Below are 21,375 nucleotides of genomic sequence, written 5' to 3' on the forward strand. Positions count from 1 at the left end.
GGGACAGGACTTTCGATTTATGATCATCAGCATGATAGCGGCAATGGCAAACAACCGTATAATTGGTAAAGACAATCAGATGCCTTGGCATTTACCTGCGGATTTTGCATGGTTTAAACGCTCGACTATGGGTAAACCAGTCGTGATGGGACGTAAGACCTACGATTCTATTGGACGCCCTTTGCCGGGTCGGTTGAATGTCGTAATCAGCCGTGATGAGAGTTTAAAGATTGAAGGTGTAACGACGGTAACTTCTATTGAACAGGCTCTAGAGCTACTCAGTGATGTTGAAGAGGTGATGATCATTGGTGGCGGCTCTATTTATGAGAGCTGCTTACCTAAAGCGGACAAGTTGTATCTGACTTACATCGATTTCGCCGTCGATGGAGATACACAATTTCCTGACTGGGGTGAAGGTTGGAAGCAGAGCTTTAACGAGAGCTATCAAGCTGACGAGAAAAACAAACACAACATGGAGTTTGTGATTCTCGAGCGTTAACTGTGGTTATCAATAGCTAGTCTCTGAAAAATGCTTGCGTTACCCTACCAAGGTAGCGCAAGTTTCTCGTATCTTTATAGCGCTTTCTGAGTGAAAAACTGTTTATCTTCCCAGCGAAGAATTGTCAATTCACCTCCCCAGACGCATCCAGTATCAAGTCCAATTACGTCTTTTCCGTTATAGCCTTCAAGCGCAGCCCAGTGTCCAAAAACAACGGTTTTATCGAGCTTTATGCGTTGCGGAAGGTCAAACCATGGCAAGAATGGTTCATCGGTAATCTCATTCGGTGGTAGCTTACATGCCATGTCGAGACGGCCATCTTCAAAACAGAAACGCATTCTTGTCAGGCTATTGATCGCATAGCGATAGCGCTCAATATCATGTAAATCCTGATGCCATAAATCAGGCGCGTTGCTGTACATGTTTTCGATTAGCCATTGCCATTTATCGGACTTTAACAAGGATACGATCTCTCGATTTTCAACACGTGCTCTTTCTAGATTCCACTGCGGTGAGATACCCGCATGGCACATCACGAACTCTGGGTGTTCTTGAAGCAAAGGCTGTTGTCTTAACCATTCGATTAGCAGTTCACGATCTTCAGCATCAAGAATCGCTTGAGTCTTATCTTTTGGTTTCGCTGGAAATAGTCCTAAGGACACCGCCAGAAGATGTAAGTCGTGGTTGCCTAATACAACCTTAGCTGCGTCACCAAGGTTACGAATAAAGCGTAACGTCTCCAATGATTTAGGGCCTCGAGCAACTAAGTCTCCGGCGACCCATAAAGTATCTTGGTGTTTATCAAAGTTAATTTTTTCAAGTAGTCCTTGAAGTTCGTCGAAGCACCCTTGGATGTCTCCGACAATGTAATTCGACACAATAATTTCCTGTAGATACGGATGTACGGCTAATTAAGAATATTAGGGATTGCGAGTCTGAATGGGTCAACTTCGGTAATAAAATCAATGCCCTTGTTATCGGTCATCACATAGTGACCTTGCATAACGCCAACAGGGGTTTCGATGACCGTACCACTTGTGTAGGTGTACTCGTCGTTGGCTTCAATCACGGGTTGTTGGCCAACTACACCATCACCCTCAATGGTGAGCTGCTTGCCGTTAGAGTCGGTAATTAACCAGCGGCGAGACATAAGTTGCACCGTTGTTTTACTTAGATTTTTGATGGTAATAATGTAGGCGAAGACATAACGATTCTTCGTTGGCTCAGATTGTTCTTCTATGTACTTAGAGTGAACCTGGCATTTGATACAAGGCGTAGATATATCCATATTCGCACCTTTTGTTGTTGATATACTTAATGTAATTAAAGTATTACATAAAAAAGGCTCCTAACCGAAGTGTAGGAGCCTTTTTTATTTATTTGTCAGCGTTATGACTGTCGTACAACCAGTTTGCCATGTCGACAAACTGCTCGAGCGTTAAGTTCTCAGGACGCATGCTTGGGTTGATACCTAGCTCTTCAAGCACTTCCTTATCGATTAAGCTCTTGTAGCAGTTACGAACTGTTTTACGACGTTGGTTAAAGCCTTCACGACATACGCGATCTAGCCATTTCAGATCTTTTGCCGGATAAGGCAGCACTTCGTATGGCTGTAGGCGCACGACTGCTGAGTCTACTTTCGGTGGCGGAACGAAGGCCGTTGGTGGAACTTCTAACACAGGCGTTACTTTACAGTAGTATTGAGCCATTACAGTAAGACGACCGTAAGCTTTACTGCCAGGGCCAGCAGCTAGACGGTTAACCACTTCTTTTTGAAGCATAAAGTGCATGTCTTGCACGTCTTTATGGAATTCAAAAAGGTGGAACATCAATGGTGTAGAGATGTTATATGGCAAGTTACCAAAGATGCGTAGCTTATTGTTTGGCTTAACCAGTTCTTGGAAATCGAACTTCATCGCATCGCCTTCACGGATCGTTAGCTTGTCCGCAAGATCTGGATGGTTACGAAGACGTTCTGCAAGGTCTCTATCCAATTCGATAACAGTAAATTTATCGACAAGCTTACCCACAGGCTCAGTAATTGCGCCTAGACCAGGACCGATCTCTACCAAGTTTTGACCTGGTAGTGGGTTAATACTCGATACGATGCCATCAATAATGTATGGATCGTTAAGGAAGTTTTGACCAAAACGTTTACGCGCTTTGTGCCCTAAGTGGACATCATTTCTCATTGCTTTTTCTCTACTAATTCAATGGCGTGCGTGAGCGCTGTTCTAAAGCTCCCTGTATCGGCTTGGCCTTTCCCTGCCAAGTCTAAGGCGGTACCGTGGTCGACTGATGTGCGAATAAACGGTAAGCCAAGCGTGATGTTCACTGAGCGACCAAACCCTTTGTATTTCAATACCGGGAGTACTTGGTCGTGATACATACCTAAAACAGCATCTGCATCTTGCAAATATTTTTCATTAAAGATGGTGTCTGCTGGCAATGGGCCAACTAAATTGATGCCATCTTCTTGGCGAATTTTTTCTAGCGTCGGGGTGATGGTTTCAATCTCTTCACGCCCTAAACAACCATCTTCACCAGCATGTGGATTCAAGCCACATACGTAGATAGTTGGTTTCTCAATAGCAAACTTCTCAACCAAATCTTTATTCAGAATAGCAATAATTTGCTCTAATCTGTCTTCGGTCACTACTTGAGATACATAAGCTAGTGGGATGTGCGTTGTGACTAGCGCAACACGCAGCCCTTCAGTTGCCAACATCATCACCACCAGTGGTGTATTGGACTTCTCTGCAAAGAACTCGGTATGGCCGCTAAAAGCAACGCCAGCTCGGTTAATTACACCCTTGTGAACGGGGCCGGTGACAATAGCATCAAATTCATCATTCATACAGCCAATTGCTGCGGTTTCTAAAGTATTTAATACGTAATGACCATTAGCCTCATTGAGTTGACCTGCAACTGCCGCTTCAGCAAGTGGAACGTGTTTCACTACCAGTGTGCCAGCGCGTAGCGGTTGCTTAGTTGCGTTTGCGTCATAATCTAGCAGATCGACTTCGATACCAAGAATTTTAGCTCGCTCGGATAGCAGTGTTTTATCAGCACAAACCACGAGTTGATGAGGCCAACTTTCTTGAGATAGAGCCAAAGTTAAATCTGGGCCTATCCCTGCTGGTTCACCTGCGGTTATGACAATACGTTTAGTTGTTGCCATCTTGGTCGTCCTCAACCATCTCAACAAAGGCACTTGCTCTTACTTCTTGTAGCCAAGCACCAGCTTCTTCGTTGAATTTACGGTTAAATAGAATTTGGTAAGCTTTGTTTTTCAAAGCTGAATCGGTACGGTCGACTTCGCGACGGTCTAGTACTTCAACAATGTGCCAACCGTGTACGGTTTTGAATGGCGCACTGATTTTGCCTTCTGGTAGCGTTTCTACTTGGTGTTTGAATTCTGGTACATACAAATCTGGTGTTTGGTAGCCTAGCTCACCATCTTGTACTGCAGAACCTGGATCTTGGCTGTATTGCTGTGCAAGGTCGCCAAAGCTCGCTTCACCTGCGTTTACGCGGCGCGTGATCTTTTCAAGTTGTTCTTTCGCGCCATCGTCACTCAAGATTACGGTTGGCTTAATCAAGATATGACGAGCATTCACTTCCGTTACTGCTACGGTTTCTAAGCCTTTCACATCTTCAATTTTTAGAATGTGGAAACCTACACCGCTACGGAAAGGACCGATGATGCTGCCTTTATTTTGCATTTTGATCTGGTCAGCAAAAATGGTTGGCATCTCTTCTTTACGCATCCAACCCCAATCACCACCTTGCAGCGCTTTAGGACCCTTAGAGTAAGTATATGCCATGGTGCTGAAATCTTTGCCTGAGTTCAGTTCTTCGACAAGTTCTTTAGCTTGGGCTTCTAGCTCTTCTTTGGTTTGGTCATCATTGAAGCGAAGTTGAATGTGTCCAATCTTGTATTGAACGGTTGCGTTAGTCTCTTGCGCTAAGATATCCGCTAGGTTATCGACCTCTGCAGGAAGGATGTTAATACGACGGCGAACTAGAGCATTGCGAGCCTCACTTGCCGCAATTTCTTTTCTTACTTGCTCTCGAAATGCATTGTAGCTAAGGCCTTCTTCAGCAACCGATGCGGTAAGTTGTTCTACCGTTTGGTTGTTGTCTTTAGCGATACCTTCAATTGCTTGATCAAGTCGAGCATCATCAATACGAACACCGATACGTTCTGCTTCTTGAGTTTGAATAGTATCGATGATCAGTTTTTCTAGTACTTGCTCATTGAGCACATCTTGCGATGGCAATGTTTGCCCGCTTTTCTTAGCGTTTGCGCGCAGCGTCTTCATCGAGGCATCGATGTCGCTTTGTAAGATAACGCCTTCGTTAACGATAACTTTTACGCTGTCTAGCTCGACTGGCGCTGCAAAGCTTGTTGATAAAGTACAAGTCGCTGCGATAGCAATTAATGTGCGTTTCCACAATGTCATGTGTAATCCTTTAAATTTACTGACGTTTTATCAATAAAGAAAATTAGTTATTTAAGAAGAATGGGCGACCGTAGCTCAAAGAGTTATCTGAACTGCTATCACCAATAGCGCCGGAATCAGATCCGATATTGGTACCAAAGCCAACAATACCGAAGTTCACACTGAAGTTGTTTTCGTATTCAGGTGTGGTATTCGGGTCACTAATGTTATTTGTCAAACGGTTACTATAGGTAAAGCCGATGTACCAACAATCCGATCTATAGTTTAAACGAGCTAACCACTCTAGATCTTCTTGTGTGGTTAAGTCATAGAAATATTGAGCACTGGTGCTCCATTTCGGTGAAATTTGGTAGGAACCAAGTAAACCCGCTTGCGAAATACCATCTCTTGTTATGGATGATACGTCAAAATCTACAGTTTCATTTATGTACTCTTCTGTTACATAGCGGTAGTTGGTTTGTATGTAACCGCCTGCGAAGCGATATTCTAATGTGCTGTTTGCAAGTTGCATTGCAGTAGTATCGATATCGTATTGCACGCCACCATGGTAGAACAGGTAGTCATCATAGTTGAAATCCATTTCAATAGCCCAAGACGAGTAATTAGTTTTTTTGCCTGAATCGTCGTTGTCTAAAGTCTGTTTTGTATCTTTGTCGATATAAAAAATTTGACCGAAAGAGATATTGAGGCGCTCTTTATATTCATCATCAAAGAAACGAGATGAGGCGCCGTAGCTGATTTGGTTTGCTGAAGCAATACGGTCTACGCCACTGTATTTACGACTTCTAAATAAGCCGTAATAATCTGTTTGTAATAGTGTAGTGTCGTACAAGCCAATATCACTTTGATCTTGCTCTGGTACATACAAATACTGAACCTGTGGCTCGAGTGTTTGAGTGTAGTTGCCAACAATAGTGGTGTCGCGTTCTAGGACGATACCTGCGTGGCTTCTAAACTCTGGAATAACTCGGCTTACCGATTCTTCTAAGCCTTCATAATCAGAACCCGCACCTGTATCAACGCCGTCAAGGTCTTGTTGATAGTAAGTACCAAGTAGTCGAGCTTCAGTTGTCCACGTTCCCCAAGTATTTCCAACAGGTATAGTAATACCCGGTTCGATATGGACGCGAGTCGCAGATGGCTTGCCTTTGGCGTCAGTATCAAATGCCGATACATGACTGACCATATCGAAATCTAAATATTCCATTACCTCAGGAGCGTAGTAGTTATATTCAAGCTGCGGCATTAGGCGGTAAGGTAGGTTGTTACTGGTTGTTAGGACTTGGAAGTCTCGGACAAGCACTGACGCATCCCAATTGTGAGAACGGTAAGTCGCTTGGCCTTCCTGCAATAGTTGGCCATCTTCACGGTTACCAATGCTGCTTGAGCTAACGTCAGTAAAGTAATCAATATCACTCACTTTTGAGTAGTCGACTTCGAATAACCAAGACTGTTGGAATATACCTGAGTGCTGGAGTTGTGCACCCCAGCGGTCACCTTTCTCTTCGAACTTTTTATCATCAGGTAGGTATTCTGATTTGATGCTACCTGAACCAAAGTCGCTCAAATATCTGAATTTACTGTTGAGTTGAGTGCCACGCTCTTGCATGTACTTGAAGGTGGTTTCTAAGTCGTAGTTTGGTGCTAAGTTCCAATAAACTGGGATTTCAGCTTCAAAACCATCACTTGAACCGTATGACACTGTTGGGTATAGGAAACCAGTCTTACGTGTGTCACCAATAGGAACGGTCAGGTATGGTAGGTAAAAGACAGGAACACTTTGAATTTCAAAACGTGGGTTATAAAAAGTGGCTTGTTCTTCATTCTGATCTACGTCGATGCTTGATGCTCTCAGACGCCACGCGTTGTCCCCAATAGGACAAGAGGTGATCGAGCCATCTTCGATCTCATAAACCGCTTTACCTGTTTTTGCGATATAAACTGCATCGCCACGGCCTGGCTCACATAGAAATTCGTAGTCGGTGTTTTCTAGCGTCATTTCATCAGTCGTCAGATTATTGGTCGCTCTGTCTGAGATAGATTTGATTTGACCATCACTAAAGTTTACGTTGCCTTCAGCTACAACGATGTTTTCTTGTTGGTGAAGGGTTACGTTATCTGCAAGGATGGTCTTGTTTCCTTGCGTAACTCTTACGTCACCTGAATATATTGCCTTGTCACCATTGATAGCCTCTAAGCGATCTGACTCAACATGAGCGGGTAGTTGAGTCTCGTTTTCTGCAGCGGGTTCGATCAAGCATTGATCTATAGAGGGCATTTCCTGCACACTACTATCGGTGATTGTTTCAGCTTGAGTTGTCGACACGTATAACGCCGTACTTATAGACGCGGCTAACAAGGTGCGGGAAAAAGATTGCATGAAGTTGAACTATCCTGTGTCACTAGATGAAGGGTTGATCTAGTATCAATCCAATTAATAAAGCATTTTCCTTATGATAAAGGAAATAATAGCATTCAGCATCATCAGACAGCATTACTCAGATAAAATTCATAGATAGAGAACACATAATGCAAATATTTGGCAAAATTTTGGGCGCGTTTTTTGGCTTTTTATTTGGAGGGCCACTCGGTTTAGTTTTTGGTCTGTTTTTAGGACACCAATTCGATAAAGCTCGCGGATTGAACCAATCAGGCTTCAATAGCTCTGGTTTTGGTCGAGGTCCAAGCCAAGCAGAAAGACAGAACGAGTTTTTTAAATCCGCTTTTGCGGTTATGGGGCACGTTGCTAAAGCGAAAGGGCAGGTAACGCCAGAAGAGATTCAACTCGCTTCTACCATGATGGAGCGTATGAACCTGCATGGCGAACAGCGTAAAGCAGCGCAAGATGCATTCCGTGACGGCAAAGAGAGCGACTTCCCTCTGAACGACGTACTTGAGCGAGTTAAAATCTCATCGGGTGGTCGTTTTGATCTTCTGCAGTTCTTTCTAGAGCTTCAGGTATCTGCCGCATTTGCGGATGGAAGTTTGCACCCGAGTGAACGTCAAGTTCTGCATAAAATAGCGCAAGGGCTTGGGTTTTCGGCAGCACAACTAGAACGCCGCTTGCAGATGCAAGAAGCTGCGTTCCGTTTCCAACAGCAAGGTGGAAGCTTTGGTGGCCATCAGGGTCATGGGCAATCATCAGGTTGGCAACAGGCTTCGCAACAGAACCAACTTGGCGACGCATATAAGGTTCTTGGTGTGAGTGAAAGTGCTGACGGTAAAGAGGTGAAGAAAGCCTACCGCAAGCTGATGAATGAACATCACCCAGATAAACTGATGGCGAAGGGCTTACCGCCTGAGATGATGAATGTTGCGAAAGAGAAATCGCAAGAAATTCAGAATGCTTATGACCTGATAAAGAAAGTAAAAGGTTTTAAGTAATTGAACACTAAACCGAGTAATAACAAAGTTACTCGGTTTTTTATTAAAGGGAATTATATGACGGTAACGTATCAGGATGTTCTAGAGTTTTGGTTCGATGAGTTGACGCCTAAAGATTGGTTTACTGGCGGCGCCGAGATTGACACTTTGATAGAGTCTCGATTTTCTGAATTGCATAAAGCAGCCATTCAAGGCGAGCTATTTGAGTGGCGCCAAACTGCGCAAGGACGATTGGCTGAGATTATCGTACTTGATCAGTTTTCTCGAAATATTGGTAGAAAAAGTCCGACAGCATTTTCTGCTGATCCGATGGCGTTGGCTCTAGCCCAAGAGGCGGTAGCGGGTGGTTTTGATCACCTGCTTAACGAGCAACAGAAAAGCTTCCTGTATATGCCTTATATGCACAGTGAATCTTTGTTAGTCCATGAACAAGCCGTGGAACTCTTTTCTCAAACGGGATTAGAGCATAATCTGGACTTTGAGTTTAAGCACAAGGTTATCATTGAGCGATTTGGTCGCTATCCGCACCGTAATGAGGTGTTAGGGCGAGCTTCGACTCCCGAAGAGGTTGAGTTCTTGCAGCAACCGGGCTCAAGCTTTTAATTGTAGAAATACGGTCAAAGAATTGAGAAGAGGCTAGAGGTTAATAAAAACCTCTCGCCTCTTTTTTACTTTAGTGATCAACTTTAGCCTTAGAGCTAGTTTGCTTGGTTGAGCGACCAATCGTATTCATAACTGATGTTTTGAGTATTGGTTACTGCTTCAATTCGATATTGTTCTAAGTGCTGAATAAGCTGTTTCTTCGTACCAAAATCCACAGCAAACCATTCGTAAATCGATGATAGTTGAAGCTTATTGTTTGTAACCATCACGCCTTTGTCACTGCTTACAAACTCAGTTGCAGCTTGCTCTAGCAAGGCTTCAGTATTTTTAGAGGTAAAAGCGTCAGGTTGTAAGTTAGGGCAACCTAGGCTGGCACAGTTCACTGCATAATGCGTGCGAGGATCTTGCCAAATTGGTCTTAGGATTCGGTGTTCAATGTCATTGAGTGTCAGTGATTTCCCATTAACGACTACCACATCATCTCCCCACGGACCGAAACTAAATAGTCCGCCAAGTTTAGTTATGGATTTGATCGGGTAGGCATCAAGAATCAAATCGACAGTCACGGCGTTGTATAGGTTAACCCAATAGGCATACTGCTCCGCTTTTGAATAGTCGAGCGGATTCACCTGTTCGAGTTGCTTGATGTATTGTTTAAGCTTTGTTTTATCGGCGGTGTTCACTGCTTTATAGCGAACTAACGTATTTTGCCCCTGTTTAACCAAGTAGCTATCGAGGAATTGCTGCCAATCTTGATGAGATACCTGTTCTAGGTTGGTTTCGTCGCTTTGCTTCCAGTATGGCCAAAGATCGGATTTAGGCGCAGACCAAGCTAAGGTTGAGAAAAGTAGGCTGACAATAAAAAGTAGTTGTTTCATGGCATTCTCCTGATGACTGACTACTAAGACCTTAAGGCTTACCATTTTCTTTCATTGCTCTTCATTTAAATAAACATATGAAGTTAAGTTAAAAGCTTAGCCAAATAAAAAAGGTTGGCACTTGGCCAACCTTTAGATTTATTCAGAAACGTCTCATTATTTTAGGAAGCTAGGAATCTTAGCTTCAAACTCTGAGATCTTATCGGCATGTTGAAGTGTAAGGCCGATATTATCTAAACCATTCAGTAAGCAGTGACGACGGAACTCATCAATTTCAAACGAGTACTCTTTGCCGTTCGCGCTGACTTTCATTGCTTCTAGATCAACCGTAATTTCTGCACCTTCATTCGCTTCAACGAATTGGAATAGCTCATCCACTTCTTGCTCAGTCAATCGAACTGGCACCATTTGGTTGTTGATCGAGTTACCGTAGAAAATGTCGGCAAAGCTTGGTGCGATCATTACTTGGATACCGTAATCGGCAAGCGCCCACGGTGCGTGTTCACGAGATGAACCACAACCGAAGTTTTCACGAGCTAAAAGAATTGAAGCGCCTTGGTAGCGAGCTTCGTTCATTACAAAATCAGGGTTTGGCTGTTGGCCTGCATCGTCTAGGAAGCGCCAATCGTGGAACAAGTGCTTACCAAAACCGATGCGGTTTACTTTCTGTAGAAACTGCTTTGGAATGATCGCATCAGTATCGATGTTGGCCGTATCTAGAGGAACGACTAATCCGGTGTGTTGTTGAAAACCTGACATGTTAAATCCTCTAATTAAAGTTCACGAATATCGACAAAGTGACCAGCGATAGCCGCTGCGGCTGCCATTGCTGGGCTAACTAGGTGCGTACGACCATCACGGCCTTGGCGACCTTCAAAGTTACGGTTTGATGTAGAAGCACAGCGCTCTTGTGGACCTAGACGGTCGTTGTTCATCGCAAGACACATAGAGCAACCCGGTAAACGCCATTCAAAGCCTGCTTCGATGAAGATCTTATCTAGGCCTTCAGCCTCAGCTTGTGCTTTAACTTGCTCTGAACCCGGAACGATAAGCGCTTGAACATGTTTCGCTACTTGACGGCCTTTCGCTACCGCTGCTGCTGCACGCATGTCTTCGATACGAGAGTTAGTACAAGAACCCACGAACACTTTATCTACGTTGTAATCAGATAGAGATTTACCGGCTTCAAGACCCATGTAAGCCAGCGCTTTTTCAGCTGATGCTTTTTCTACAGGGTCTGCGAAGCTTTCTGGTGCAGGGATTGGTGTGTCTACTGAGATAACCTGACCTGGGTTGGTACCCCAAGTGACTTGTGGTTTGATGTCTGCCGCTTCTAATGTAACAACTGCATCGAATTCTGCATCAGCATCGGTTTTTAACGTATCCCAGTATTCGATTGCTGCTTCTAGGTCTTCGCCTTCTGGAGAGAACTTGCGACCTTTGATGTACTCGTATGTCGTTGCATCTGGAGCGATTAAGCCTGCTTTAGCGCCAAGCTCGATTGCCATGTTACATACTGTCATACGACCTTCCATTGTAAGGTCTGTAATTGCCTCACCACAGAATTCAACTACATAGCCTGTTCCGCCTGCAGCTGTTGTCTTGCCGATGATCGCGAGCACGATATCTTTGGCTGTAATACCTTCTGCGACTTTGCCTTTTACTTCGATCTTCATGGTTTTAGCGCGCGCTTGTTTTAGCGTTTGAGTCGCTAGAACATGCTCTACTTCTGAAGTACCGATACCGAATGCTAATGAACCAAATGCACCGTGTGTCGCCGTGTGTGAGTCACCACATACGATGGTCATACCCGGCAGAGTAATACCTAGCTCAGGCCCCATTACGTGCACAATACCTTGGTATTTGTGGTTTAGGTCGTAAAGCGTGACACCAAACTCTTCACAGTTCTTCGATAGCGTTTCCATTTGGATACGAGCCATCTCACCAGAAGCGTTGATGTCTTTGGTTTGTGTCGATACGTTGTGATCCATGGTCGCGAAGGTTTTGCCTACTTGGCGAACTTTACGACCTTTTTCACGCAGGCCATCAAAGGCTTGTGGCGACGTTACTTCGTGGACTAAGTGGCGATCGATATAAAGAATTGGCGTTTCGCCCTTCGCTGCAACTGCAACGTGAGCGTCATAAACTTTTTCGTATAAGGTTTTTGCTTGCTGGTTTGTCGACATAGCTTTCTTCCTTGGGAGCATCAGTCCCAGTGTTTGTTTCGAGCCAAGTCATGCGGTTTACGCTGACTTGGCTTGATATTATTCTTATGTACTTGCTTCTAATCTAAGCATCTCGCTTATGAAGCTAAGATGTACTCAGCGATCTTGTCACCCATTTCTGAGGTAGTCAGTGCTTCGTTCTTACCTGCAAGGTCTGCCGTTAACTCGCCTGCAGAAAGTGCTTTCGATACCGCTGCTTCGATGTCTTGTGCTGCTGCTTCTTCGCCTAGGCTGTAACGAAGCATTAGTGCTGCAGAAAGAATTTGCGCGACTGGGTTTGCAATGTTCTTACCTGCGATATCTGGTGCGCTGCCACCTGCTGGTTCATATAGGCCGAAGTTGCTTTCGTTTAAGCTTGCAGAAGGAAGCATACCCATCGAACCTGTGATCATTGCACACTCATCAGAGATGATGTCACCAAAGATGTTTGAACATAGCATTACGTCAAACTGAGATGGATCTTTGATTAGCTGCATGGTCGCGTTGTCGATGTACATATGGTTTAGCGTGACATCTGGGTAATCTTTTGCGATCTCTTCAACGACTTCACGCCATAGGATAGAGCTCTGTAGAACGTTCGCTTTATCGATTGAGTAAACGTTTTTGTTACGTAGGCGTGCCGATTCAAACGCAATCTTTGCAATACGTTCGATTTCGTAGCGGTGGTAAACCTCTGTATCAAAAGCTTTTTCAGTTGCGCCTTCGCCTTCACGTCCTTTAGGTTGGCCGAAGTAGATACCGCCTGTTAGCTCACGGACTACCACGATGTCGAAACCGTTACCTGAGATGTCAGCACGTAAAGGAGAGAAAGACTCTAGACCTTTATGGATTTGAGCTGGACGTAGGTTACAGAACAGTTGGAAGTGTTTACGTAGAGGAAGTAGGGCACCACGCTCTGGTTGGTCGTTCGGTGGAAGGTGTTCCCATTTAGGACCGCCAACAGAACCAAAAAGTACTGCGTCAGATTCTTCACAGCCAGTGACTGTTGCTTCTGGAAGTGGACAGCCGTGGTTATCAATTGCGATACCACCAACATCATACTCTTCACGAGAAAAGCTAATCGCATGCTTCTTTTCAATCGCGTCTAGCACTTTGTGTGCTTGCTGCATTACTTCTGGGCCAATGCCATCACCAGGTAGTACGGCAATCTTGTATGATTTATCAGTCATGTTAATCCTTTAATTCTTGTTACTGAGCTCTTTCGCTCGTTTTAAATTTTGTCCCTAAAGCCAATAACATCGGCTCTAGGGCTCTGTTATTGGGTGTTTAAACTGTTGCGATTCTTTGCTGTTTCATTTCAGCAATGGTGTCTGCGCGTTGAATGCTATTAATAACGTGCAGTAGCGCCTGACCAGAGGCCTCAACGATATCCGTTGAAACGCCCGTACCGTGGTACTTACGGCCTTTATAGTTAGCAATAATATCAGCTTGGCCTAAGCCATCTTCGCCTTCACCTTTCGCGGTAAGGTCGAATTTATCCAATGCAATTTCGTAACCCGTTAAGCGGTAGATACATTGGTATAAAGCATCAACCGGGCCGTTACCGACAGCCGCTTCGCATTTCTCTTCATCACCACATTGCAGCTTGATGCTGGTGGTTGACATAACACTACCAGATTGTACGCTTAGGTAGTTAAGTTTATAGAAGTCATCTTCGTCACGTAGATTTGCGAAGTGCATTAGTGCTTCTAGGTCGTAATCGAATACTTGGCCTTTACGGTCAGCCAGTTTCAAAAAGTCTTCGTACAATGAATCTAGGTTGTACTCATTGTCTTTGTAGCCCATTGCGTCCATGTGGCTCTTAACGGCTGCACGACCACTGCGACTTGTTAGGTTCAATGCCTTGTTTTTCAAGCCAATAGACTCAGGAGTCATGATCTCGTAAGTGTTCTTGTTCTTTAGCATGCCGTCTTGGTGGATACCTGAAGAGTGGCTGAATGCGTTAGCACCGACGATTGCTTTGTTGTCTTGAATTGGCATGTGGCAAAGCTGGCTAACCAACTTACTGGTACGGTGAATCTCTTGATGATCCAAACCAGTATGAACACCTAGTAACTCTTGGCGAGTTTTGATGATCATTGCGATTTCTTCTAAAGAACAGTTGCCCGCACGCTCACCGATACCGTTAATAGTACCTTCAACTTGACGAGCACCGGCTTGTACCGCAGCAATTGAGTTAGCAACCGACATACCCAAATCATCGTGACAGTGAACAGAGATGATTGCTTGGTCGATGTTTGGAACGCGATCAAATAGCGTTTTGATAATGCCACCAAACTCGTTAGGTACTGTGTAGCCCACTGTGTCTGGAATGTTGATGGTTTTCGCGCCCGCGTTGATTGCCGCTTCAACCATACGACATAGGTTATCGATAGGCGTACGACCTGCATCTTCACAAGAGAACTCAACATCGTCTGTGTAGTTGCGCGCATGCTTTACCGCTTTTACTGCCATATCGACAACATCGTCGTAGCTACGGCGTAATTTATCTTGCACGTGAACCGTTGATGTAGAAATGAAGGTGTGAATACGGAACTGCTCAGCGACTTTTAACGCTTCTGCAGCGGCATCGATATCCTTCGCTACAGCACGAGAAAGTGCACAGATTCGGCTGTCTTTAATATTTTTTGCGATGGTTTGTACTGACTCAAAGTCGCCTGGTGATGACACCGGAAAGCCCGCTTCAATAACATCTACACCCAGTCGTTCAAGTGCATAAGCGATCTGTAATTTCTCTTTTACCGTTAAGCTTGCAGCCAACGCTTGCTCGCCATCACGTAAGGTCGTGTCAAAAATTATCACTTGATCGTTCATGGGTGCTTCCTTATATCGATAATGAATCGATTGCTATCCAAATTATTATTAAGAATGATGTTCTTTTAAAAGTGCCAGTTACAAAAAAACCCGCTCAGCGCGGGTTTTAATATTTGTGTAGTTCTTGACCCACAACTTACCCGCGCGATTGGTTCACGATAAGGAGAAGTTTCAGCAGTCGAGAAGAAGAAAAAATCATTACACAAATATCCGTAAATAAACTGTTAACACCATATTTACCGCAATTTATTCTGAGCGTCAAACAAGAAAATCCAATATCAGCGTGCTTTGGCGGTGTTTTTTTTTGGTTTGTGCTGCTTGCGTGTTGTTTGCTGGTGTTATCAGCTGATTGAGTGTTTTGTACTGGGCGGTTAGTTTATCGTTTGGCTGATGTGCAGGTTAAAACTTTGTAGTAAATCTTTTTGATGGAACGATTCACCAATAAAATTAAAAGGGTGGCTAAATTAATTAATCATTTGATTAAATAGTGAGTAATTAATCTTCTACAACCATGTCGATTTATCCCTATAATTAATCGTGTGATTAATTATAGGGATAGGTCTCAGTGATGGCAGCGCGTAAAGCAGGGCGACCTCAACAGAATCTAGATGTACGGCAGTTACTCATTGAGCACGCTCGAGATCTGTTCGTGGTTCAACCGTACGACAAGGTATCGACTCGCTTAGTTGCTGAGCGAGCGGGTGTGAATATTGCGATGATTCGCTATTACTTTGGCAGTAAAGCCGGATTGTTTGAGGCGATGCTGCGTGAAACATTACGCCCTATGCAATTACAAATGCAGAGACTCGTTGATGAAAGCAGTCATGAGAACTTTCTTGATTTAATGCGGACTTACTACAAAGAGATGGTCAAAGTGCCGAAGTTTCCTCGCTTGATAGCCCAAGTGATGAATATGCCTCCCTCTGAAGTGCAAAGAGAGTTGCTCGAAAAGGTTTTCCTCGATGTTGCAAAGCCAGCCCAAGATGTCATTTTTGAAAAGTTGGTTGAACAAGGCATCTTAAAACAGAACATGGATCCAAAATTGTGCCGTATTTCGTATGTAAGCTTGATGGTGTTTCCTTTCATCGCTCCGCCGCCTTTATTGGCAATTCATGGGATTGAGATTAATGAAGAATTTCTTAATCGTTTAATCGAACACAACATTCAATTGATGACTGAAGGCTTTATTAACGCACCGAGCCCTTCTTCCGTGCAGGACCAAAGATAATGAAAATAAATAAAAAACTACTCTTCTTTCCAGCACTTGCGGTTGGTGTTATTGGCCTTGTCGCCGCGATTAACTTGAAGCCGGATCTTCCAACCAAACCTGCGGGTGATAGGGCTCGCTTAGTTGATACTGTGAGCCTAGAACAACAACTGATAGCGCCGTTAGCGGTCGGCTTTGGCAAAGTAGTGCCTAAAGTTGAATGGAAAGCGATTGCTGAGGTGACAGGACAGATCGTGTATCGACATCCAGATCTTGAAAAAGGCCAGGTGATCCCTGCAGGAACGGTCGTGCTCAAGGTTGATCCATTGGATTACGAATTGAAACTGATACAAGCAGAGGCGGATCTAAAATCAAGCCAAACCTCATTAGCGAAATTGAATCAAGAAGAAGACAACCTTAATCAGACTCTTAAGATCGAAAAGAATCGTTTGGTGATCAGCAATAAAGAGCTACAACGTAAACAGGATCTGCGTAAGAAAGGGCTCACCTCTCAATCGGATGTCGACCTGCAACAACAAAGCGCATTGTCTCAGCAGAAGTTGGTATTAGATATCGCGAACCAAATCGCGTTGATGCCAGATGAAAAGCGTGTTGCGGAAGCGGTGATTAAGGTCAACGTGTCTAAGGTAAAAGAGGCGCAGCGCTCTCTCGATAAGACCACGATCACTTTGCCAAGAGCGATGCGAATTGCTCAGGTTGATATCGAACAAAATCAAGTGGTTAACATTCAGCAGGAGATGTTTATTGCTCACGGGATTAATGTCATGGAAGTAGAGGCGCAACTTTCTATTCACGATATGCAAACTTTAGCCTCCAGCTTTAACCAATTTCCTCGCGATGCTGCAGGAATCCCTAATCCTTATGAAGCGCCAATCAAAGCAAGCATTCAACTTAACAGCGGCAACCTGAACCTCAGTTGGCCAGCGAAGGTGGCAAGAATCAGCGAAACAGTTGATGAAAACCAAGCGACGGCGGGGATTATTCTCGAGATCGCTCAAGATTACTCACAATTGCAACCAGACAGCGCGACGCCTTTGGTTAACGGTATGTTTGTCAAAGCTGAGATTGAGGGTGTCGCCAATCTAAGTTGGGTGGTTCCAGAGCGAGCACTGCATGGTGATAAGGTTTACCTGATGGATGACAACCAGCGTTTGCAAGTGGTCAATGTTGAAGTGCTTTATCGCAGAGACAATCAAGTGGTTGTGAGTGGAGAGCTACAAACTGGAGATAAACTGGTTCTCAATGATGTCCTGCCAGCAATAGAAGGCATGTTACTGAGAGAGTCCAACTCTGAAGAGGCTGAGCTTGAATCAGAAACTCAGGAGAGTGCGTCATGATCAAGTTCTTTTCTAGGCACCCAACAGCGGCAAACTTGTTGATGCTTGGGTTATTGATCATGGGTATAAGCTCATTATCAACCATCAAGCGTGAAACCTTCCCCGCTTATGATCCGCCTTATATTATGGCTGCCATCGTTTATCCCGGTGCATCCCCACAAGAAGTAGAAGAAAGCCTGTGTGTACGAATGGAAGATGCCGTCGATGGCCTAGCTAACATTGAAGAGACTCAGTGTGAAGCCATAGAAGGTAGTGCACGTCTAATCCTGAAGTTGAATGAGAAAGCGGATATCGGTCGAATGCTGGTGGATGTGCAAACTCAAATCAACTCGATCAATGATTTCCCAACTGAGATTGAATCGCCTGTTGTTCAAGAACTGGATTGGAATGAACCAGTTGTTGATATCGCCATCACAGCAGAAACGTCGTGGCCGGAGCTTAAGGCCTACGCTGAAGACCTCAAACGTATCATGAAGCTTGATTATGATGTTTCACTGGTCGATGTTAGCGGCTTCTCTGATCATCAATACCGCGTTGAACTGGATACTCAAGCGATTCGCCAGCTGGGTTTGAGTGTCGGTGATATCGCAGACCAGATTGGCCGTCAGAATGTAAAACTGCCAAGCGGTAACGTTGAAACACCAGACAAGAATTTTCTGATTCGTTTTGATGAAAGACGAATTACACCTGTTGAGCTGGAAAGCATCGTGGTTGGATCTGCGCCTAATGGCTCGGTGATTCGTTTGAGAGACATAGCCAAAATAACCGACCGCTTTGAGCTTGATGAGCAAAAGGTGCTATTTGATGGCAAGCCTTCAGCGCTGCTTAAGATCAGTAAGAACAAAGAAGACGATGCGCTGAGAATCAAAGAGAACGTAACACGATTCGTTGAAGATCAAAGCGCGATTGCTCCTGATGGCGTGACACTACAAATGACCAACGATCTCTCATCTGTGCTTTGGGATCGTCTAACCATGATGGTGAGCAATGGCTGGCAAGGTATTGTGCTGGTGTTCGCCACCATGTGGCTGTTCTTCAGCTTACGTTATTCATTTTGGGTGGCGGCAGGGTTGCCAGTGGCCTTCCTTGGTGGCTTGTTCTTAATGGCCAACCTTGGTTTGTCGATCAACATTATGTCGCTGGTCGGGTTGTTGATGGCAATCGGTATTATGATGGATGACGCCATCGTGATCGCCGAATCGATAGCCTCCCACTTAGATAGGGGACAAAGCGTCGATGATGCGGTGTACAACGGCGTTAAGAAAGTGCTTCCCGGAGTACTGTCTTCTTTCTTAACCACGGTGTGTATTTTCGGTAGCTTACTGTTTCTTGATGGCGAGATGGGCGCGGTGCTTAAGGCCGTTCCTCAAGTATTGATTTTGGTGCTGTCGTTGAGCTTGATTGAAGCCTTCCTGATTCTACCTAATCACTTATCTCATTCATTACATAAAGAAAAAAATGATAAGCCAGCGTTGCGCTTTAAAGTGGTGTTGCTTGAGAAGTTTGAGAACTTCCGTAATACCACTTTGATGAACATGGTTGAGAAAGTCGTGACCTTCCGCTACGCCTTTATGGGCGGAGTGATTACGCTGTTGTTGCTTTCAGTCGCCTTGATTGCTGGTGGCGTTGTTAAGTTCCAACCTTTCCCTGAGCTTGATGGTGATATTGCCGAGGCGCGTATCATTCTTCCGCCGGGGGCGTCACTGTCTCAAACCGAGATAGTGGTCGATAAGATTGTAGCATCAGCCGAGCGTTTAAATGCGCAGTGGAGCGAAGAGGTCGAAGAAGGCAACACCTTGGTTGAGCACATTACTAGCCAATTTAATGCCAACGCAGATGCCAACGAATCTGGTCCGCACTTAGCTACCGTGCGCTTAGACTTACGCGGAGCTGAGAGCCGTAACACGGTTATTGATGACTTTATTGATGCATGGCGAGAAGACATCGGTGACTTGGCTGATCCTATCTCGTTAGTTTTCAAGCAACCGACCATGGGACCGGGCGGCCGTGCGATTGAGATTCGTGCTAAGCATGATGACCTGAGCGCATTGAAATCGGCTTCTTTGGATATTCAGGAATACCTTAATCAGTTTGATGGCGTGCACGGCGTGCTGGATGACATGCGTATGGGTAAAGAAGAGATTTTGGTGAAGCTGCGTCCGGGCGCTGAGACCTACAATGTGAATGGACAGATGATCGCTTCCCAATTACGTGCGGCTTTCTTTGGTCAGACAGCGGATGAGATTCAAATCGGTGTTGAGAATATCTCGATTGAAGTTCGTCTTGATAAAGAACAAGCGGGTGATTTACAGCAGCTGGCTAACTTCCCAATCATCACTGCAGACGGCAGTCAGATTCCATTAGCAACATTGGCAACGTTAGATTTTCAGCGTAACTATGTGCGAATCCAACGTATCGATGGGTTGAGAACCATCAGTATCTTTGGTGATATTGATAATAAGAAAGCGAGTTCATCCGCGATTTTGGCTCAGTTCCAAAAAGATGAAGCCGCCAAACTTATTCAGAAGTACCCGGGTTTACGCTTTGATTTCGAAGGGGAGGCCAAGGATGCAGCCAAGACTGGCGCTTCGATGGGCAAAGGATTCTTGCTCGGCTTATTCGGCGTGTTTGCGATTCTTAGCTATCAGTTCAGAAGCTATTTAGAGCCTGTGGTCGTGATGTTAGCGATTCCACTCGCTTTTATTGGGGTGGTCGTTGGTCACTGGATACTTGGCCATTCTTTGAGTATGCCAAGCATGATGGGCTTTGTGTCGCTTGCCGGTATTGTGGTTAATGATTCCATCTTGTTGGTGCAGTACATTCGTCACCATGTCGATGAGGGAGATAGCGTGCATGACTCGGTGGTGAAAGCCAGTCGCGAGCGTTTCCGAGCGGTATTCTTGACCTCAATGACGACTGCGGCAGGTTTGCTACCGCTGTTGACGGAAACCAGCTTACAGGCTCAGGTTATCCAGCCATTGGTTATTTCGATCGTATTCGGCATATTTGCCTCGACCTTACTGGTGCTGTTTATGATCCCTGCTGCTTACGCGATATTGGCGGATTTCGGTTTGGTTAAAAAGCACGAGCCACTAGCGCTATAGCCTTTAGCGTTTAATTATTTGCGAGCTCTACTATTATTAGCGAGCTCTAGTATCATTAGCGAACGCTATAACCATTGACACGATAGAAGTAGCGTTTGCTTGCTTATATAAAGAATTGAAAACATAGAAGAATAAAGCGGCCTTGGGTCGCTTTATTTTTATCGGTCGCTTCTATCGCCATCCTGACTTGATCCATTGACCTGTCTATCAAGCATGGGAAATTTCATTTTAGTTCATTCAAAACGTCACTTAACTGTCATTTGTTGGGCATAACTTGAGCCTTAACTGAATAAGGATTGTTAAGGAGATCGTATGCGTACTATCGAACCTATTGTCCGCTGGGATGTGGCATTTTCTGTTTTCTGTTTAAAGAGCCGTTATAGCGGGCAACATGCAACGCTCAGTAAAGCGGTGTCTCATACTGGAGATGGACACCTTTATGTTTTGATTGCCTTGATTGCACTGCTGGTCGATAGCAACACCGGTCGAGACTTTCTTTTGGTGGGCTTAACCGCCTTCGCAATCGAACTGCCTATTTACTGGTTTGCTAAAAATACCCTCAAGCGCCGTCGACCAGCTGAATTCTCTTCACTACTTCACTCTCATATTGTGCCATCCGATAAATACAGTCTGCCTTCAGGGCATTCCGCTGCTGCTTTTGTTATGGCGACCCTAATCGGGCATTTCTATCCGAGCTTATACCTCTTTAGCTTGGTGTGGGCAACTGCGATTGCAGGCTCTCGAATCCTGCTCGGTGTGCACTTTTTAACGGACGTACTGATTGGCGCAGCCTTGGGCATCGCTTGTACCAGCCTCGCTATCAGCTTCATCCTGTAA

18 protein-coding genes are annotated in these 21,375 nt (G+C 44.8%); 7 read left to right on the forward strand and 11 right to left on the reverse strand.

Annotated elements, in window-relative coordinates; all coding sequences use genetic code 11:
* Positions 1-19: 19 nt before the first annotated feature.
* Complete coding sequence (gene folA / locus AB6F11_RS13035; protein ID WP_017062944.1) at positions 20-499, forward strand: type 3 dihydrofolate reductase; 480 nt, start codon at positions 20-22, stop codon at positions 497-499.
* A gap of 74 nt (positions 500-573) precedes the next feature.
* Here folA and AB6F11_RS13040 read toward each other — a convergent pair whose 3' ends face one another.
* The 6 genes from AB6F11_RS13040 to lptD form a co-directional block, all read right to left on the reverse strand.
* Entirely contained in the window at positions 574-1,377 is an 804-nt protein-coding gene (locus tag AB6F11_RS13040; RefSeq protein WP_102393674.1) for a symmetrical bis(5'-nucleosyl)-tetraphosphatase, read from the reverse strand.
* A gap of 29 nt (positions 1,378-1,406) precedes the next feature.
* On the reverse strand, positions 1,407-1,787 hold the full coding sequence (gene apaG / locus AB6F11_RS13045; RefSeq protein ID WP_004735899.1) for a Co2+/Mg2+ efflux protein ApaG: 381 nt from the start codon (positions 1,785-1,787) through the stop codon (positions 1,407-1,409).
* An 88-nt stretch (positions 1,788-1,875) separates the two neighbouring features.
* Complete coding sequence (rsmA, locus tag AB6F11_RS13050) at positions 1,876-2,691, reverse strand: 16S rRNA (adenine(1518)-N(6)/adenine(1519)-N(6))-dimethyltransferase RsmA (RefSeq protein ID WP_017062942.1); 816 nt, start codon at positions 2,689-2,691, stop codon at positions 1,876-1,878.
* On the reverse strand, positions 2,688-3,680 hold the full coding sequence (gene pdxA / locus AB6F11_RS13055) for a 4-hydroxythreonine-4-phosphate dehydrogenase PdxA (protein WP_102393673.1): 993 nt from the start codon (positions 3,678-3,680) through the stop codon (positions 2,688-2,690). The genes rsmA and pdxA overlap by 4 nt, the downstream gene beginning before the upstream one ends.
* Positions 3,667-4,965, reverse strand: coding sequence for a peptidylprolyl isomerase SurA (gene surA / locus AB6F11_RS13060; protein ID WP_102393672.1), 1,299 nt, complete (start codon positions 4,963-4,965; stop codon positions 3,667-3,669). Before surA ends, pdxA begins: the two co-directional genes overlap by 14 nt.
* A gap of 43 nt (positions 4,966-5,008) precedes the next feature.
* On the reverse strand, positions 5,009-7,345 hold the full coding sequence (gene lptD, locus AB6F11_RS13065) for an LPS assembly protein LptD (RefSeq protein WP_102393671.1): 2,337 nt from the start codon (positions 7,343-7,345) through the stop codon (positions 5,009-5,011).
* Between the two features lie 149 nt (positions 7,346-7,494).
* On the opposite strand from lptD, the gene djlA reads away from it, so the two are divergent.
* Together djlA and AB6F11_RS13075 are read left to right on the forward strand one after the other, a co-directional pair.
* A complete protein-coding gene (djlA, locus tag AB6F11_RS13070) occupies positions 7,495-8,349 on the forward strand; it encodes a co-chaperone DjlA (protein WP_017061385.1) in 855 nt (284 codons plus the stop codon).
* A gap of 57 nt (positions 8,350-8,406) precedes the next feature.
* Positions 8,407-8,952: a DUF924 family protein gene (locus AB6F11_RS13075; RefSeq protein WP_102393670.1), complete on the forward strand. Its 546-nt coding sequence runs from the start codon at positions 8,407-8,409 to the stop codon at positions 8,950-8,952.
* Positions 8,953-9,047: 95 nt separating this feature from the next.
* On the opposite strand, the gene AB6F11_RS13080 is transcribed toward AB6F11_RS13075, so the two are convergent.
* From AB6F11_RS13080 to leuA, 5 genes are all read right to left on the reverse strand, one after another.
* Entirely contained in the window at positions 9,048-9,830 is a 783-nt protein-coding gene (locus AB6F11_RS13080; protein WP_102393669.1) for a DUF547 domain-containing protein, read from the reverse strand.
* Between the two features lie 156 nt (positions 9,831-9,986).
* Positions 9,987-10,589 (reverse strand): 3-isopropylmalate dehydratase small subunit, encoded by a 603-nt coding sequence (gene leuD / locus AB6F11_RS13085; protein ID WP_017062937.1) that lies wholly within the window; start codon positions 10,587-10,589, stop codon positions 9,987-9,989.
* A 14-nt stretch (positions 10,590-10,603) separates the two neighbouring features.
* Positions 10,604-12,016 (reverse strand): 3-isopropylmalate dehydratase large subunit, encoded by a 1,413-nt coding sequence (leuC, locus tag AB6F11_RS13090; protein ID WP_102393668.1) that lies wholly within the window; start codon positions 12,014-12,016, stop codon positions 10,604-10,606.
* Positions 12,017-12,132: 116 nt separating this feature from the next.
* On the reverse strand, positions 12,133-13,224 hold the full coding sequence (gene leuB, locus AB6F11_RS13095) for a 3-isopropylmalate dehydrogenase (protein WP_102393667.1): 1,092 nt from the start codon (positions 13,222-13,224) through the stop codon (positions 12,133-12,135).
* A 97-nt stretch (positions 13,225-13,321) separates the two neighbouring features.
* The gene (leuA, locus tag AB6F11_RS13100) at positions 13,322-14,869 is read right to left on the reverse strand and encodes a 2-isopropylmalate synthase (RefSeq protein WP_017066940.1); all 1,548 of its coding nucleotides are present in this window, start codon (positions 14,867-14,869) and stop codon (positions 13,322-13,324) included.
* Positions 14,870-15,437: 568 nt separating this feature from the next.
* Between leuA and AB6F11_RS13105 the strand changes: the two genes are divergently transcribed.
* The 4 genes from AB6F11_RS13105 to AB6F11_RS13120 all read left to right on the forward strand — a co-directional run bounded on the left by AB6F11_RS13105 (position 15,438) and on the right by AB6F11_RS13120 (position 21,375).
* Entirely contained in the window at positions 15,438-16,097 is a 660-nt protein-coding gene (locus tag AB6F11_RS13105) for a TetR/AcrR family transcriptional regulator (protein WP_017062933.1), read from the forward strand.
* Positions 16,097-17,434, forward strand: a complete 1,338-nt coding sequence (locus tag AB6F11_RS13110; RefSeq protein ID WP_102393666.1) for an efflux RND transporter periplasmic adaptor subunit — start codon at positions 16,097-16,099, stop codon at positions 17,432-17,434. The genes AB6F11_RS13105 and AB6F11_RS13110 overlap by 1 nt, the downstream gene beginning before the upstream one ends.
* Entirely contained in the window at positions 17,431-20,538 is a 3,108-nt protein-coding gene (locus AB6F11_RS13115) for an efflux RND transporter permease subunit (RefSeq protein WP_102393665.1), read from the forward strand. Before AB6F11_RS13110 ends, AB6F11_RS13115 begins: the two co-directional genes overlap by 4 nt.
* A gap of 312 nt (positions 20,539-20,850) precedes the next feature.
* Complete coding sequence (locus tag AB6F11_RS13120) at positions 20,851-21,375, forward strand: phosphatase PAP2 family protein (RefSeq protein ID WP_017061395.1); 525 nt, start codon at positions 20,851-20,853, stop codon at positions 21,373-21,375.

This window comes from Vibrio sp. 10N.247.311.14 (assembly GCF_041467715.1).
Classification (GTDB): domain Bacteria; phylum Pseudomonadota; class Gammaproteobacteria; order Enterobacterales; family Vibrionaceae; genus Vibrio; species Vibrio crassostreae_C.